Below are 14,960 nucleotides of genomic sequence, written 5' to 3'. Positions count from 1 at the left end.
TGCGCTCTAATGGCAAAATTTGCGTCTCTTAATCAAAATAGGCCATTGATGCATATGCGCGGTTCAGTTAGAAACGCGCATGAAAAGGCTTCGAGCCTTCCGGCGATGCACCCGTAGCTCAGCTGGATAGAGTGCTGCCCTCCGAAGGCAGAGGTCACAGGTTCGAATCCTGTCGGGTGCGCCATTTTTATCAATAAAATCAAATAATTACGAAAGTCGCGAAATTGGCGATTGGAATTTAGCTATTTGTTGGCACAATTTTGGCACTGCGTCGAAACCCCGGCACACTAGCGATTACGGTGATTTCAGGTGGCAACGATTCGACAAAAGGGCCCTGGACAGTGGCATGTTCAAATTCGGCGCAAAGGTTGGCCGAACAAGACAGGCAGGTTTCGAACGAAGGTTGAAGCCGAAACCTGGGCCGTGATGTTGAATCCAGCATGGATAAAGGTGTCTTCTCTAACGAAGTTCACCATGATGAGGGATGTGCGTTAGGAAAAAAGATCGAAATTGTCCGTTTTGGCAAGTGCATGGAGCGTAGTCGTAGCTGACAAACCGCAGCTACGGCTACGTCGACTGTCAGCGCTGCGCCACAGCAACGCCAACAATATTCGTCTCAATGTCATAGTTGATGCTGGCATCATGCTCCCCCGGCTTCCGACTGACAGTCGAAGGCTTTCTTAAACGGAAACCTTCGCACAAGACTTCGTCAGAAAGCAGTCAAAAGAAAAGTTAAGTCGAAAATCCAGTCATTCCGCCGATGATTTGGATTCGACCAAAATAATTCATGTAAAAATGTTGACCACTCTTGACTTGGTGAAGGGTTGCCTTTCCCCTCAACAAATCAGGGTCTCGACAGTGATGAAAACGGCGCGAATACTGAAGGAAAGGCAGAGAAACCATGCAGTGAAATCCAGAACATTACCAATAGAAGCCGAAAGCCATATTCTCTTCAAACCCAGAAAGGTCGGTTACGCGCGGGTGTCGACTGAAGAACAAAAAGTCGATCTGCAGCTAAACGCCTTGAAGCTCGCGGGATGTGAGCAAATTTTCATGGATGAAGGGGTCTCCGGTGCAAAGGCGGACCGGGCAGGGCTGAAGAAAGCGCTGGCGAGCCTGCAGCCGGGCGATACGCTTGTCGTCTGGCGATTGGACCGTCTTGGCCGTTCATTGATCAATCTCGTGGGGCTGATGAGCGAGTTGGGAAATCGCGGCATCGAATTCCATTCCGTGATGGAAAATATCGACACGAGCTCAGCGGGTGGACGGCTGGTTTTCCATTTGATGGCAGCCTTGGCGGAATTCGAACGCAGTCTGATCAGTGAACGCACCAAGGCAGGCATGGAAGCGGCAAAGCTCAGAGGCATTCACGTTGGGCGGCCAAGGCGGGTAGCGAAAACTGGAAGAAAAGGTATTTCCGTTTCCAGTTTATGATCTGCGAAATATTTATCCGGGCCACCGGTTCTTGATGGCAATATTCAGGGATTTTCCTTTTGTTTAACCTTCCCGTAACGTTCACGCGAATGTGATAACGGGTTGTTGATTGGCGGTTCTGGCTGATATTCCAGTGCCATGCAAACATCCCGGTCGATTGGCGGTGCTCGGAGGAATGGTTATTGAACATTTTCAGATTGTTACCATTGCTGGGCTTTTTGACCGCCATTGGCTCGCAAGTTGCTGCTGCGGATGAACAATATCCGTGCAAGCCGGAAGTCGAGGACATGATGCATCGCTGGGCGGGCATACAAAAAATGGACAAGACCTATAAGGTCCGGCGTTACCTTGGTCCGCATACATTTGATATTCCATACGGTTATTTCACTGGCCGTCGAACCCCAGAGGGAGTGAACTGCCAGCCAAAAGAAACCAGTCTCGAATTCGCCTTCTGGCTGCCCGATTTGCGGTCACCACAAAAGGACATGTGGTACGACGCAAATTTTCGCCCCAAGGAAGAGGGACGCGAAGCACCTGGACCACGTGATTATGTGGTTAAGATATTGAGTTTGCGGTTCGTCGATACCGCCAAAGGGGAATCTGAATCTCCCTCCATAGCGTTTTCAAACGGCTTGCATTCGGACGGGGTCATCAGACTAGAACGAAAATTCGGGCTTTTGCATGAAGTGACTGACAGAACTGGTACTCGCGATGACAGCTATGTAGATCTCTCGCAACGCGATTACAAAATCAAATTGGGCTGCTCCGCTCCAGAAAGCAAAGACGAAAACCCTCTTTGCAAGGTTTATCTGTACCTGACGGATCTGCAGCTGGAAGCGATCCTTCTGATGCCCGTCGATGCACTGCCCGAGTGGCAGAAAGTCAAGGATGGCGTCCGCACCCTCGTTGAGCGGTGGCGTGTTCAAGGTTAACGGCTTAAAATTTTTAGTGATTAAGAAGCTAAAGCGAGCATCAACATTCAAAAACCTACTGAGGAAAAAAATGGTTGCACCACGTATAAAGGGTATTTCGTCGTCCGCGACGGATTTGACGAAACAGAATGGTTCTACCCCCCGTAAGTTCTATGTATTCGGCCCAGATGTCACGGGCGGAGGAAAGGGGCATGGCCTCGTATTCGTTAATGAAGAAAAACTACTGACGCCGCCGCGGCTTATTGTAAAGCCTGCCGAAGGCGGCTTTCCTGCTTTGAAAGAAAAACCGCATATCGCCTACGATCCTAAACTGGGGGATGCGCCGCGAGATATCGAAGGCGGCATAAGTGGCTACTGGTTTATCTCCGAGCGCTTGAAGCAGATATTTGAAACCGTTGATCCAGAAGGCTTTGCGTTTGCGGAATGCGACTACACGCTCGCCGACGGCTCTAAAGGTCCCCGGCATTACCTCTGTGATGTTGTGCGAACTATTGATGCAGTTGATGAAGAAAAATCGAAATTAAATATTACGATTAGCGACGAGTTTGTAGCTGGAAAGCAATATAGTTTGTTGGGTAGTGGAGTAATAATTGTTTTTAAGGAGAATATTGTTGGAGATGCGCACGTATTTAGAACACCTTTTTCTGGTAATATTTTCTGTGACTGTAATCTTTATTCAATTTGCAAATCAATTACGGATTTAAATGGTGTTCGTTTCCGGGACGCTACGAATCTATAGTTTATTTTACATGTATTAGTGCATATTTATTGGGAAATAATAATATGGCAGAAACGCCCACTTTTCAGGAGCATCATATTATTGAACGGCAAGCCTTCAGGGGTATTACTCTGTTGCAGCAGCTCTCAAAGCAGGGTCAATTCAATATTGATGATATGCGCAATCTACTGAATATGCCCGCCGATCCAGAACTGGCGGCCAAAATGGGGGTTTCACCCCATAATGGCGGACCACTCAAAGCATATTCAGATGCGTTAGCGGAACGGCTTATTGCACTTGAAGAAACTAAAGACTTCCAAGCTATGCAGATCGGCGACAAAGCGGCTGCTCAACGTTTGGCGGATCGCATCAACGCAATTCGCGATACGATGCGAGCTGGCCTGATCAACGGTGATCTGTTTACGAATACGCCGAAAGATATGTCACCCGAAGCTACCAAGGCGAAGGTTGCGGATTTCATGGGCGAGCTGGACGGCTATTCCACAGAGATATGGTGGTCCTAACCAGTGGTGGAACGCTCATCCCGCAATGCCAAGTCAACATCAGGGAGGCATACATGGAGCAAGAAGTCCGACACAAGGTGCATTCCCAACACCGGTGCCAAGAAAATGAGGTCTTCAATGTTTGACGATTTGATCAGGCTGTCGCCGAATAGAACTCAATTGATTAAAAATTTGAAGCCCGTAGCAGAGACCGAGATCATTGCGCAGCGTGCGAAGTATCCAGAGTGTCCCGACGCATATTGGGAGTTCTTGATCCGCTTCGGATACGGCAAAATTAAAGAAGAAAATGAACCAAAAAACTTTCCCGCTCATTTTGAGTTTACCAATGAACTGATTAGTGCGGTCGATGAGTATTATAAAGATCGTATGATTTATGATAACGGAGCAAAAGGAGATATACTCCTTTTCGGTTTTGATAGCTTGGGTACTGGATTTGGTTTTGACTCGGGAGATCATTATGCGGTTGTTCGAGTCGATGAGTTCCGAATAGTTGAAAAGCTCAATATCGATTTTGAGAATTTTTTTTTAGGACTTCTGGTTTGCTATCCAGATTTCCCTTTCAGTTATGCGTCTGGGGAGTGGTCAGTGGAAACTGGAGAAGTTTACAGAATAAATCAAAAAAAATCAGATAGTTAGTGAGAAGAGTTGGTTGAAATATGGATGTATTGGATTATTAGAAAGGTCAGCATTCTTTTGTGGTGCTCCGTAACATTCTGAGTGCGACAGTAAACGAGCGTAACAGCAACGGTTTCGTCACAGGCCGCAGCTGCTGTCGGCAATGCCTATGAGGCAGCAAAGAAGGTCGGCGATGGCAATGCAGCCAATTCGATTGCCATGGCGACAATTGCCGGGGTCAACGGCAAATATGTCGATGACGTTCTGAATAGCGCAAACGAGAAGAATAACTGGAATCCGGAAGAGCAACTGATTTCCGGGTCTCTTGATATTGGCTTCGAGTATCAGAAGAACAGTGCTGAAGGTTCGGCTTCGATACCTGTTTCGACGACCATTCGTGCTGGCGATACAGTCATTGTGGAAGCAGGGCGCGATATCAATGCGGTTGGCGCGCAAATCGGTGCCGGTTACAACGCAGATGGTACGCTGTCCGGCGGTCGTGGTGATATTGCGCTCATTGCAGGCAATGATATCAATCTGGAAAGCGCCAAGGCTACAACGGAAAATTCAAGCAAGAATGTCTCCGGCGGACTATCCATTGACTTCCTGAGCCCCGGCATTAGCGCGAGCTTCGGTCGGGGCAAAGGCAACGACAAGACCGTCACCAACGTCAATACACATGTCGCAGGTAGCGGAACGGTCTATGTAAACTCCGGGAACGACACCAATCTTCGCGGTGCGACAGTCTCGGGCGAAACCGTGATTGCCGATGTCGGTGGCGATCTCAATATCGAAAGTCAGCTTGATACAGCCACAGCCAACGCCAAGCAGGTTGGTGCCGGCCTTGTGTCGGGTCCAATCCATCCGGGCTTACAGGTGGGTTGTCTGGCTCTTATCAGACAGCCAAGGGCGACGCCGAATATCCGGCACGATGCCATTACCCATTGTTGGATGCATGGTCGTGTTGCCGCGACTGTCGATGGCATGGTAGAGATGCACTATTCGGCTGCAGATACTAATGGATGTCTGGTCAATACGCCATTTGCCCGAAATGACGCTCAAAGCGTGCCAGAGAATCGGGTAAGATATGCTTCTCTGCTTCAACTCCGTTGCTGTGCCAGTCTGGAGAAACATTATGTTGAGAAGTTTATCGATCGCGGCAGTCGCTGCGTTGATGTTCGCAGGCTTCGGGCATTCTGCATCCGGTGCGTCTATCGGCGCAGGTAATCCCTATCCCGTCAGCGACTACACGTGCGAGGATGGTACACGTCTGGCAGTGCGCCTTTTCGGTGATCGTGCATCGGTATCCGTTAATGGCGCTGCCGCAATCGATCTGCCCGCCATGGGCCAGGAGGGGACAACCTATTCGAACGGCAAGCAGACGCTAACCATCGTGCAAGGACGTTTATCCTGGGGCGTCGGCCGTGCCGTGCCGTCCGCTTGTACTGGCGGTTGAACATGCTGTTTCGCTGCACAGTCTGAAGCGCATTCCGAACCGTTTTCACCTTTTCAGAAAAGACATTGTGCAAGTTCCACCGAACCATCTATTGATAGCAACGGGGGAGAAATCATGACGAGTCGGCAATTTACATTGCCGACGTGAAGCCTCCCCTTGCAAGGGCTGAACCAGAAGAGCAATTCTGGAACCGCCGAGACAAAATGGGAGGAATGGGAATGCGCGTTTTAAAGAGTATGGCCGTGGCAGCTTCGATTGTGGGGATCGTGGCCACGACGGGTGGTTTGGCAATTGGCACTGCAAGTGCCGAAGAAACGCTGAAACTTGTAATCGGGACAGAAGGCGCATATCCGCCGTTCAATTTCACCAATCCGGATGGCTCACTGTCGGGCTTCGATGTCGATATCGCAAGAGCACTCTGCGAGGAAATGAAGGCCGAGTGCACATTCATCACGCAGGAGTGGGATGGCACCATTCCGGCACTTCAGGCCGGAAAGTTCGACGCTTATGTTTCTTCCATGTCGATCACGGATGAGCGCAAGAAGCAGGTCGATTTTTCCAACAAGTATTACAACACGCCTCCCGGCATTGCAGTGCCCAAGGATAGCGACATCAAGGGCGTAACCAAGGAAGACCTTGCCGGCAAGACGATCGGCGTTCAGGTGTCCACGACGCATGCGAACTATGCGGAACACGCGTTCACCGACAGCACGATCAAGGCCTATCCGACTGCCGAAGAATATCGGCTTGATATGGCCAATGGCCGCCTTGATGCTGTCAACGACGACAGTGTAACGCTGAGCGAGTGGCTGAAGACGCCGGATGGCGCCTGCTGCAAGATGGTTGGCACCTATCCGTCGGACGATAACATCCATGGCGTCGGTGTCGGCGTAGCCTTGAAGAAGGGGCGCCCCGAACTGGTTGAAAAGTTCAACAATGCAATCAAGGCAATCCGCGCGAACGGCAAGTACAAGGAAGTCAACGACAAGTACTTTGATTTCGACGCTTACGGCGCTGAAAACTGATCGCCCGGAACGATAACGCCGGTAGGAATACCTGAATTTTACAGCGCCGCCCGAGTTGGGCGGCGTTGTTCTAAGAGGATGTGCCCACGCACGCGCCATAGATTTTCCATATAGTTACGAGGCAATTGTTGGTGTTGAGAACTTCTCTGCCTGCATGGACAATATTTTGGTCTTCCTTCCCACGGGAGTTCAAAATGTATCGAATACTTTGCCTGACGGTTCTCGCCTTCGTGCTTGTCGCAATTTATTCATTTTGCGGCCGGGGAATGCCCGCGCTATCCTATTCCGCGTCAAAGGGCTGTATCTGCGATAAAAATCGCCAGCCTGTCTCGGTTTGCCTGGATGTTTGTCAGCCAGCAAACTGAGATTGCTTGAGCACTGAACCGGGAGTTCAAATGAGACCTGAAAATCTCGTCATTCGCGCAGTGGAAGCCACAGATGTCGAAGGCCTCACCCGTCTGCAGAACATGCCGGGATTTCGGTTCGGCACCTTGCGCATGCCGTTCCAGCGCCTCGAGACGACAAGGAAATGGCTGGAGTCGCTTGGCCCGGAATCGACTGTGATTGTTGCGACTATCAATGCAGAGATTGTCGGAAATGCCGGCTTGGTGCGACACAGAGGACGACGGAGCCATGCCGCAGATATCATGATGGGCATAGCTGACGAACATATCGGCAAAGGGATTGGCACGGCACTTATGACCGAGCTGATCGATATCTCCGACAATTGGCTCGATCTGAAGCGGCTTGAACTGACCGTTTATGTCGATAATGCCGCCGCTATCCGTCTCTATGAGAAGTTCGGTTTTGTGGCCGAAGGTGTTCGTCAGAAAGACGCCTTCAGAGCTGGCGAATATGTCGATTCACTTGCAATGGCCAGGCTCAATTTCTAGTTTACCCTTCGGAAACTATCGCACTGCCACGACGGCTGCCCAGTCGGTGGGGCGTTTATCGTAAGCACCGCCAGTCCAGCATTCTATCGTGATATCAGACCAGTGGACATTCTTGCCCCAGCAATGCCGAAGCTCTTCCGGTGATAGATAGTTGTAATAGCGGCCAAGTGCGTCGTGGCCTTCAGCCGTACCGGTCTTGAAGCTTGCCCAAACGATGCCGCCTTTCGCCAACGCGGCGTAGGTTTTCTCAATGATGGGGGCGAGCTCGCCTCTGGGCACATGAGTCAGTGATGCGCAGGCATAAATACCGTCATATTCCTCGACCGCAGAAAGTTCGTCGAACATCATCGTTCTGACGGGCTGGCCCAACTGCCTCGAAGCGATTGCCGCCAGTTCGGCGGAACCGTCTGTTGCATCGAGTTGAAACCCCGCGTTCAAAATAGCGCGTGCATCGATCCCCGAGCCAGTCCCCAATTCAAGAATGCGGCCACCTGGCTTGCAACGCTTCAGGAAATCGAACAGCTTCGGATTGGGCGCATCGCCGCCGGCTGCATAGTCGATGGCATTTGAATTGTAGAATCCCAGCGTATTGTCCGGCATATACCCAAAAGCCCTCTGCGCCAGTGTTTGACAGGTCCGGAAACTTTCGAACCCAACGGATTCTTATGTGATGAAATCGCATCGCATTGAAAGTCCCAAGAGTTTCGTAAATCAGCATTCTTGGTTCTTTCAGGCCTTCTGTATGGTTCATCAACAATGGTGCGCAGAATAACGTTGCATTTTCGCCACAATGCGTTGCATAGATGCAACGCTATTGGGTAACATGGTTAACATGAACACGGCGAATCTGACGGCGGACATGAACGGCGAGAAACAATCATCGCAAGGCGGCGAGGGGCGCAGGCTTCTGGCGCTGCCAGGCATTATCACTGTTGTTTCAGCGCTGATTACGGCGTCGATTTCCTTTGCCATTCTCATTGGCATCACCCCGATCACGCCTGATAGGACCGTCACGCTGGCATTGGTCATCATCAATGTCGCACTGATTCTGTTCCTCATTCTGCTGATCTGCCGCGAAGTCTATCGCATCATCATGGCCCGGCGGCTTGGAAAGGCCGCTTCGCGTCTGCATGTGCGTATCGTCGCGCTGTTTTCGCTGATCGCGGCGGTGCCCGCCATTGTGGTTGCCATTGTTGCATCCGTAACGCTCAATTTGGGGCTCGATCGCTGGTTCGATACCAATACGCGTGACATCGTGAGTTCGTCGCAGAGCCTCACCACCGCCTATATTCGCGAAACCGCGCTCAACCTGCAAAGCACGTCCTATTCGATGCTGCAGGATTTGGATGCGCAGCGCACCATTTATAGTCTCGACCGTGGCGGTTTCATCCAGCTGATGACGCTGCAAACACGTGGTCGTGGTCTGCTCGGTGCGTTTCTGGTGCGTGAAAACGGCGAAGTGGTCGTCAAAAGCGATACCGGTGTCGAGGATCGTCTGCCGCCGCCGACCGAAGACGCATTGAAGACAGCTCCGGACGGCAAGCCGGTTATCATTCCTCCGGGAAACAGCAATTTCGTTGGCGCAATCATCAAGATGCGCGAGATACCTGACGTCTATCTCTATACAGTTCGCGCCGTGGATTCGCAGATTCTCGACGCCATGCGTTTGATGGAAGCCAATACCCAGCGCTATCAGGAGATGGATGCGAACCGCATTCCGACGCAGATTGCATTTGCGCTACTCTATTTCGGCTTGACGCTGATCGTGCTGCTTTCGGCTATCTGGACTGGCATTGCCGTTGCCGACAGGCTGGTTCGCCCGATCCGGCTTTTGATCGGCGCGTCGGATGATGTGGCGGCGGGCAATCTTGACGTCTCTGTGCCGGTACGGACTTCGGATGGCGACGTTGGCGCATTGTCCGGTACTTTCAACAACATGGTCGCGGAACTTAAGAGCCAGCGTAACGAGCTGCTTTCTGCCAAGGACCAGATCGATGAACGCCGCCGCTTCTCGGAGGCCGTGCTTTCCGGTGTGACGGCGGGCGTCATCGGCATCGAAACGGATGGCTGTATTTCCATTCTGAACCGTTCCGCAGAGCACATGTTTGGCGTCACATCGGACGATTCTGTCGGCAAAAACCTTACCAGCATTGCACCGGAGATCGGGCAGGCTTTCGAGGTTGCCCGTTCAACGGGGCGTGCGGTACATCGCGAGCAGGTCAGCATGACCCGTGGCGGCGTAGCGCGTACCTTCAACGTGCAGGTGACCGTCGAAGATACCGAATCCGAAGATCACTCTTATGTGGTAACTGTGGATGACATCACTGATCTGGTACAAGCGCAGCGTTCCTCGGCCTGGGCGGATGTCGCTCGCCGCATTGCGCATGAGATCAAGAACCCGCTCACACCGATCCAGCTTTCCGCAGAACGCATTCGTCGCCGTTACGGCAAGGTGATTACCGAGGATCGCGAGGTTTTCGACCAATGCACAGATACGATCATTCGCCAGGTGGGTGATATCGGGCGTATGGTCGATGAGTTCTCTGCCTTTGCCCGTATGCCGAAGCCGGAAATGCGGCTTATGGATATGCGCGAGGCATTGCGCGAAGCCTCTTTCCTGATTGAAGTCAGCCGTAGCGATATTCGCTTCCAGAACGATTTCGGCCCGGACAGGCTGGTCGGCTCCTTCGACAGTCGCCTGATCGGGCAGGCGTTTGGCAATGTCATCAAGAATGCCAGCGAAGCCATTGACGGACTTCCGAAGGAAGATCGTGAAGAAGGGCACATCCTGATCCGTTCCTATCAGGCGGATGGGCAACTGGTTGTCGATGTCATCGACAATGGCAAGGGCCTGCCGGGCGATGATCGCCAGAAATTGCTCGAACCTTATATGACGACGCGGGAAAAGGGCACCGGCCTTGGCCTCGCGATTGTCCGCAAGATCGTCGAGGATCATGGCGGACATCTGGAATTGCATGATGCGCCTTCGGATTTCCACGGAGGACGGGGCGCAATGATACGCATGGTCTTCCCGCAAGCACCTGCCAGCGATGCTGGCACCAATGCGGATAATGACGAAAAGAACATAGCTGGACAGGTGATTTGATATGGCTGCCGATATTCTTGTAGTTGATGACGAAGCGGATATCCGGGAACTTGTTGCAGGCATTCTGAGCGATGAAGGCCATGAAACTCGCACGGCTTTCGACGCGGACAGCGCGCTCGCGGCGATCAACGATCGCGTTCCCCGGCTGGTTTTTCTGGACATCTGGCTGCAGGGCAGCCGGCTGGACGGTCTGGCGTTGCTTGATGAAATCAAGAAGCAGCACCCTGAACTGCCGGTCGTGATGATTTCCGGTCATGGCAATATTGAAACGGCGGTCTCGGCGATCCGTCGCGGCGCCTACGACTTCATCGAAAAGCCGTTCAAGGCTGACCGATTGATCCTCGTCGCGGAACGGGCGCTCGAAACCTCCAAGCTGAAGCGTGAGGTGTCCAACCTTCGCAAGCGCAGCGGCGATCATCTGGAATTGATCGGCGCGTCCCTGGCGATGAACCAGCTGCGCCAGACCATCGAACGTGTGGCGCCGACCAACAGCCGCATCATGATTACGGGACCGTCGGGCGCGGGCAAGGAATTGGCCGCGCGTGCCATCCATGCGCAGTCCGGCCGCGCCAGCGGACCGTTTGTGACGGTTAACGCCGCGACGATCACGCCGGAGCGCATGGAAATCGAACTCTTCGGCACGGAGATGGACGGCGGCGAGCGCAAGGTAGGCGCTCTGGAAGAAGCTCATGGCGGTATTCTTTACCTCGATGAAGTCGCGGATATGCCGCGCGAGACGCAGAACAAGATCCTGCGTGTGCTTGTCGACCAGCAGTTCGAGCGCGTTGGCGGCACCAAGCGCGTGAAGGTGGATGTGCGCATCATCTCGTCGACAGCGCAGAACCTCGAAGGCATGATTGCGGAAGGCACATTCCGCGAGGACCTGTTTCACCGTCTGTCGGTGGTTCCGGTACAGGTGCCACCGCTTGCGGCCCGGCGCGAGGATATTCCGTCCCTGGTCGACTATTTCATGAAGCAGATTGCCGAACAGGCGGGCATCAAGCCGCGCAAGATCGGTCCCGATGCCATGGCGGTTTTGCAGGCGCATAGCTGGCCGGGCAATCTTCGCCAGCTTCGCAACAATGTCGAACGCCTGATGATTCTGGCGCGCGGCGATGATCCCGAAGCGCCAGTGACAGCCGATCTTTTGCCGGCTGAAATCGGTGACACGCTGCCGCGCGCACCGACGGAATCAGACCAGCACATCATGGCGCTTCCGTTGCGAGAGGCGCGCGAGCGTTTCGAGAAGGAATATCTGATTGCCCAGATCAACAGGTTTGGCGGCAATATTTCGCGCACGGCGGAGTTCGTTGGCATGGAGCGTTCGGCGCTGCATCGCAAACTGAAGTCTCTGGGCGTATAAGCATTCAGAGCGGCCCAGCTGAAGTGGTGCCGCTCTGAACATTGGTTCTGGCGCATTATCCAAAGCAAAACCGCGTCGGGCTTTTGCTGGAAATGCTGTAATTGTCTCGGACGGAGCAGTCATGCGGGTAATCGTTTGCGGAGCAGGGCAGGTCGGATACGGCATCGCCGAGCGGCTTGCGGCGGAAGAAAACGATGTCTCTGTTATCGACACGTCCGCGCGCCATGTCGAGATTGTGCGCGACACGCTCGACGTGCGTGGGTTCGTCGGACACGGTTCGCAGCCCGACGTGCTCGCAGCCGCCGGTGCCGACGAAGCGGACATGATTATTGCCGTCACATTGTCCGACGAGGTCAATATGGTGGCCTGTCAGGTGGCGCATTCGGTCTTCAACGTACCGACCAAGATTGCCCGTATCCGCGCCCAATCCTATCTCAAGGCCGAGTATCAGGACTTGTTCCTGCGCGAAAACCTGCCGATTGACGTGATCATCTCGCCAGAACTGGAAGTGGGTGAGGTGGTTCTGCGGCGTATCGCCTTGCAGGGCGCGACAGATGTGCTGCGCTTTGCCGACGACAAGATCATCGGCCTTGCCATCGAATGTCTTGAGGAATGTCCAGTCATCAATACGCCGCTGAAACAGCTGACGGATTTGTTTCCCGATCTTGCGGCAACCGTCGTTGGCGTGGTGCGCAACGACAGCCTGTTCATCCCGCGTTCTTCTGACGAGCTGAATGCAGGGGATCTGGCCTATGTCGTGACGACGCGTGAGCAGGTTCGTCGCACATTGGGACTGTTCGGGCACGAGAAACCGGAAGCCAGCCGCATCGTTATCGCAGGCGGCGGCAATATCGGTCTCTACGTGGCCAAGGCCATCGAGGACCGTAAATGGAATACGCGCGTCAAGATGATCGAAAGCGAGCATGACCGTGCATTCGCGATTGCCGATCAGCTCAAGCGCACCATGGTCTTGCACGGCAGCGCGCTTGATCAGAACCTGTTGCAGGAAGCCGATATTCAGGATGCCGACCTGATGGTCGCACTCACCAATCAGGATCAGGTCAATATCCTGTCGAGCATCATGGCCAAGCGTCTGGGGTGCAAATCCAACATGGCCCTGCTCAATACGGTCGCCTATCAGGACTTTACCCACATGGTGGGGATCGATGCCTATATCAATCCAAAAGCTGTCACGATCTCCAAAATCCTGCAGCATGTGCGCCGGGGCCGTATTCGCGCAGTCTATAGCGTTTATCGCGATAAGGCCGAACTAATCGAGGCCGAGGCGCTGGAAACATCTTCGCTCGTTGGCGCGCCACTGCGCGATCTCGATCTGCCGGAAGGTTTGCGAATCGGTGCGATCTATCGCGACGGGCAGGTGATCCGACCGAATGGCGATGTGCGGATCAAGCCGAAGGACCGCGTCGTCATTTTCGCCACATCCGACGCCGTAAAGCATGTGGAACAGATGTTCCGCGTCAGTCTGGAGTTCTTCTGATCACAACTTTGTGTTAGCTTCGGTCCGGGTAAGGGCTTAGGGGCTGACATGGATATCTGTACGTTCTGGTACGGGTCGCGTTTGCGCGACGTCGATTGTATTTGTCTGGCGTCAATGGTGATGACTGGTCAACGGGTAAAGCTCTTCGCTTACGCCCCGATCGAGAACGTACCGGCGGGCGTCGAACTGCATGACGCCAGCAGCATCTTGCCCGAAGCGGTCTTCAAGCGGCTTGATCCAGCCTATCCGAATTTCCGTTCCAAACGGACTATCGTTCAATTCAGCGACATTTTCCGCATTATGCTGATGAAATATCAGCAGGGTGTCTGGCTCGATACGGATGTCTATCTTCTGAAGCAGTTTCATCCCGATCCGAATAAACCGTATCTCGCCCGGGAGAATCGATTCCGTGTCGGCGTGTCTGCACTTTATCTTCCGCATGACCATCCGATTATTCGCGAATTTGAGGCCTACGTAGCGGCGACCTATCCGCTACCGAGCTGGCTGGGCATACGTCGAGGCAAATTGCGCCCGCTTTATTACCGCCTGATCGGCAAGGAAGTAACGCCTGCCTCGATTGGCATCACTGTCTTTGGCAATGACGGCATCTCGCGTCTCGCCCGCAAATACGGGATTTTCAAGAACGCGGCCCCCCAGGAAAACTTCTATTACTGGGTCGGCAAGGACGCCACGCGCATCTATGACCCGACCTACGGTCTTGAGCCTATCCGTCATCCGGACTTTATAGGTTTCCATATACATAAAAAGCACAAGGAAGTCGTTTCGCTCCAGCCCGGAAGTTTTTACATGTGGGCAATAGATCGGGTGCGGCCACTGCGTGAATCCCAACAAAATGAAGAGGTTGCCGTAGCAGATTCAGATGCTGAAACTGGCTCGTCTGCCGCAATTCACCAAGAGTCTAATGAAATTGACGGTTGCGCAAAGATTCCCATCCTGTTAACCGAAGCTGAATAGCGAAGCAGTTGTCTTTCCACAGCAATTGCAGTCCAGTACCGGTTTTGCACGCTCCGGTGCTTGATTTATGTGCATGCGCGTGTTCGTTTAACACATCGCGAGCTGGCTGCTGATCGATTAAAGGAATAAAAACAATGGCTGAACGATCGCAAAATCTGCAAGACCTTTTTCTGAATTCTGTACGTAAGCAGAAAATTTCGCTGACGATTTTCCTTATCAATGGCGTGAAACTGACCGGCATTGTAACGTCGTTTGATAATTTCTGCGTGCTTCTGCGCCGTGACGGTCATTCGCAGCTTGTTTACAAGCATGCGATTTCGACGATCATGCCAAGCCAGCCTGTGCAGATGTTCGAAGGCGAAGAAGCCTGACGCTTTCCGAATTCCACTGGAGCGCAATGGCTTAATGCCGTTTCGCTCCA

The 14,960-nt window shown here is 53.0% G+C and carries 14 protein-coding genes, 1 tRNA gene and 2 pseudogenes; 16 read left to right on the top strand and 1 reads right to left on the bottom strand.

Annotated features, from left to right (window positions below; all coding sequences use genetic code 11):
- The first annotated feature begins 107 nt into the window (after positions 1–107).
- The 10 genes from HWX93_RS10820 to HWX93_RS10775 all read left to right on the top strand — a co-directional run bounded on the left by HWX93_RS10820 (position 108) and on the right by HWX93_RS10775 (position 7,597).
- Positions 108–184, top strand: a tRNA-Arg gene (locus HWX93_RS10820).
- 677 nt (positions 185–861) lie between these two features.
- A complete protein-coding gene (locus HWX93_RS10815) occupies positions 862–1,434 on the top strand; it encodes a recombinase family protein (protein ID WP_176037449.1) in 573 nt (190 codons plus the stop codon).
- A 182-nt stretch (positions 1,435–1,616) separates the two neighbouring features.
- Positions 1,617–2,366, top strand: coding sequence for a hypothetical protein (locus tag HWX93_RS10810; protein WP_176037372.1), 750 nt, complete (start codon positions 1,617–1,619; stop codon positions 2,364–2,366).
- Complete coding sequence (locus HWX93_RS10805; protein WP_210267212.1) at positions 2,323–3,105, top strand: DUF1629 domain-containing protein; 783 nt, start codon at positions 2,323–2,325, stop codon at positions 3,103–3,105. The genes HWX93_RS10810 and HWX93_RS10805 overlap by 44 nt, the downstream gene beginning before the upstream one ends.
- Before the next feature lie 44 nt (positions 3,106–3,149).
- The gene (locus HWX93_RS10800) at positions 3,150–3,608 is read left to right on the top strand and encodes an AHH domain-containing protein (RefSeq protein ID WP_176037371.1); all 459 of its coding nucleotides are present in this window, start codon (positions 3,150–3,152) and stop codon (positions 3,606–3,608) included.
- Positions 3,609–3,725: 117 nt separating this feature from the next.
- Complete coding sequence (locus HWX93_RS10795) at positions 3,726–4,244, top strand: hypothetical protein (protein WP_176037370.1); 519 nt, start codon at positions 3,726–3,728, stop codon at positions 4,242–4,244.
- A gap of 198 nt (positions 4,245–4,442) precedes the next feature.
- Complete coding sequence (locus HWX93_RS10790) at positions 4,443–5,450, top strand: hemagglutinin repeat-containing protein (protein WP_176037369.1); 1,008 nt, start codon at positions 4,443–4,445, stop codon at positions 5,448–5,450.
- The gene (locus tag HWX93_RS10785; RefSeq protein WP_109987871.1) at positions 5,398–5,679 is read left to right on the top strand and encodes a hypothetical protein; all 282 of its coding nucleotides are present in this window, start codon (positions 5,398–5,400) and stop codon (positions 5,677–5,679) included. The genes HWX93_RS10790 and HWX93_RS10785 overlap by 53 nt, the downstream gene beginning before the upstream one ends.
- Before the next feature lie 218 nt (positions 5,680–5,897).
- On the top strand, positions 5,898–6,704 hold the full coding sequence (locus HWX93_RS10780; RefSeq protein ID WP_419190857.1) for an ABC transporter substrate-binding protein: 807 nt from the start codon (positions 5,898–5,900) through the stop codon (positions 6,702–6,704).
- Between the two features lie 395 nt (positions 6,705–7,099).
- Positions 7,100–7,597, top strand: coding sequence for a GNAT family N-acetyltransferase (locus HWX93_RS10775; RefSeq protein ID WP_176037368.1), 498 nt, complete (start codon positions 7,100–7,102; stop codon positions 7,595–7,597).
- 15 nt (positions 7,598–7,612) lie between these two features.
- Here HWX93_RS10775 and HWX93_RS10770 read toward each other — a convergent pair whose 3' ends face one another.
- Positions 7,613–8,197 carry a class I SAM-dependent DNA methyltransferase gene (locus HWX93_RS10770; RefSeq protein ID WP_176037367.1) on the bottom strand — a complete coding sequence of 195 codons (585 nt, stop codon included), beginning with the start codon at positions 8,195–8,197 and terminating at the stop codon, positions 7,613–7,615.
- 190 nt (positions 8,198–8,387) lie between these two features.
- On the opposite strand from HWX93_RS10770, the gene HWX93_RS10765 reads away from it, so the two are divergent.
- From HWX93_RS10765 to hfq, 6 genes and pseudogenes are all read left to right on the top strand, one after another.
- Entirely contained in the window at positions 8,388–10,703 is a 2,316-nt protein-coding gene (locus tag HWX93_RS10765) for a sensor histidine kinase NtrY-like (RefSeq protein WP_176037366.1), read from the top strand.
- Position 10,704: 1 nt separating this feature from the next.
- On the top strand, positions 10,705–12,066 hold the full coding sequence (locus HWX93_RS10760; RefSeq protein ID WP_061346346.1) for a sigma-54-dependent transcriptional regulator: 1,362 nt from the start codon (positions 10,705–10,707) through the stop codon (positions 12,064–12,066).
- Positions 12,067–12,187: 121 nt separating this feature from the next.
- Positions 12,188–13,564: a Trk system potassium transporter TrkA gene (trkA, locus tag HWX93_RS10755; protein ID WP_109987815.1), complete on the top strand. Its 1,377-nt coding sequence runs from the start codon at positions 12,188–12,190 to the stop codon at positions 13,562–13,564.
- A gap of 48 nt (positions 13,565–13,612) precedes the next feature.
- Positions 13,613–14,440 (top strand): annotated as a pseudogene (locus tag HWX93_RS10750) (hypothetical protein); the annotation flags it as partial.
- Positions 14,441–14,470: 30 nt separating this feature from the next.
- A pseudogene (locus tag HWX93_RS10745) lies at positions 14,471–14,668 on the top strand (hypothetical protein).
- Between the two features lie 5 nt (positions 14,669–14,673).
- Positions 14,674–14,910, top strand: a complete 237-nt coding sequence (gene hfq / locus HWX93_RS10740) for an RNA chaperone Hfq (RefSeq protein WP_002964239.1) — start codon at positions 14,674–14,676, stop codon at positions 14,908–14,910.
- Positions 14,911–14,960 lie beyond the last annotated feature (50 nt).

This window comes from Brucella tritici, from assembly GCF_902825325.1.
In the GTDB taxonomy this organism is placed as follows: Bacteria; Pseudomonadota; Alphaproteobacteria; order Rhizobiales; family Rhizobiaceae; genus Brucella.
This window is presented reverse-complemented; position numbering and strand designations above follow the sequence as displayed.

Coding starts and splice junctions, on each gene's coding strand:
- HWX93_RS10815 (WP_176037449.1), top strand. CDS start 862: ATGAAAACGGCGCGAATACTGAAGGAAAGGCAGAGAAACCATGCAGTG.
- HWX93_RS10805 (WP_210267212.1), top strand. CDS start 2,323: ATGGCGTCCGCACCCTCGTTGAGCGGTGGCGTGTTCAAGGTTAACGGC.
- HWX93_RS10800 (WP_176037371.1), top strand. CDS start 3,150: ATGGCAGAAACGCCCACTTTTCAGGAGCATCATATTATTGAACGGCAA.
- HWX93_RS10795 (WP_176037370.1), top strand. CDS start 3,726: ATGTTTGACGATTTGATCAGGCTGTCGCCGAATAGAACTCAATTGATT.
- HWX93_RS10790 (WP_176037369.1), top strand. CDS start 4,443: ATGGCGACAATTGCCGGGGTCAACGGCAAATATGTCGATGACGTTCTG.
- HWX93_RS10785 (WP_109987871.1), top strand. CDS start 5,398: ATGTTCGCAGGCTTCGGGCATTCTGCATCCGGTGCGTCTATCGGCGCA.
- HWX93_RS10780 (WP_419190857.1), top strand. CDS start 5,898: ATGCGCGTTTTAAAGAGTATGGCCGTGGCAGCTTCGATTGTGGGGATC.
- HWX93_RS10775 (WP_176037368.1), top strand. CDS start 7,100: ATGAGACCTGAAAATCTCGTCATTCGCGCAGTGGAAGCCACAGATGTC.
- HWX93_RS10770 (WP_176037367.1), bottom strand. CDS start 8,197: ATGCCGGACAATACGCTGGGATTCTACAATTCAAATGCCATCGACTAT.
- HWX93_RS10765 (WP_176037366.1), top strand. CDS start 8,388: ATGCGTTGCATAGATGCAACGCTATTGGGTAACATGGTTAACATGAAC.
- HWX93_RS10760 (WP_061346346.1), top strand. CDS start 10,705: ATGGCTGCCGATATTCTTGTAGTTGATGACGAAGCGGATATCCGGGAA.
- trkA (WP_109987815.1), top strand. CDS start 12,188: ATGCGGGTAATCGTTTGCGGAGCAGGGCAGGTCGGATACGGCATCGCC.
- hfq (WP_002964239.1), top strand. CDS start 14,674: ATGGCTGAACGATCGCAAAATCTGCAAGACCTTTTTCTGAATTCTGTA.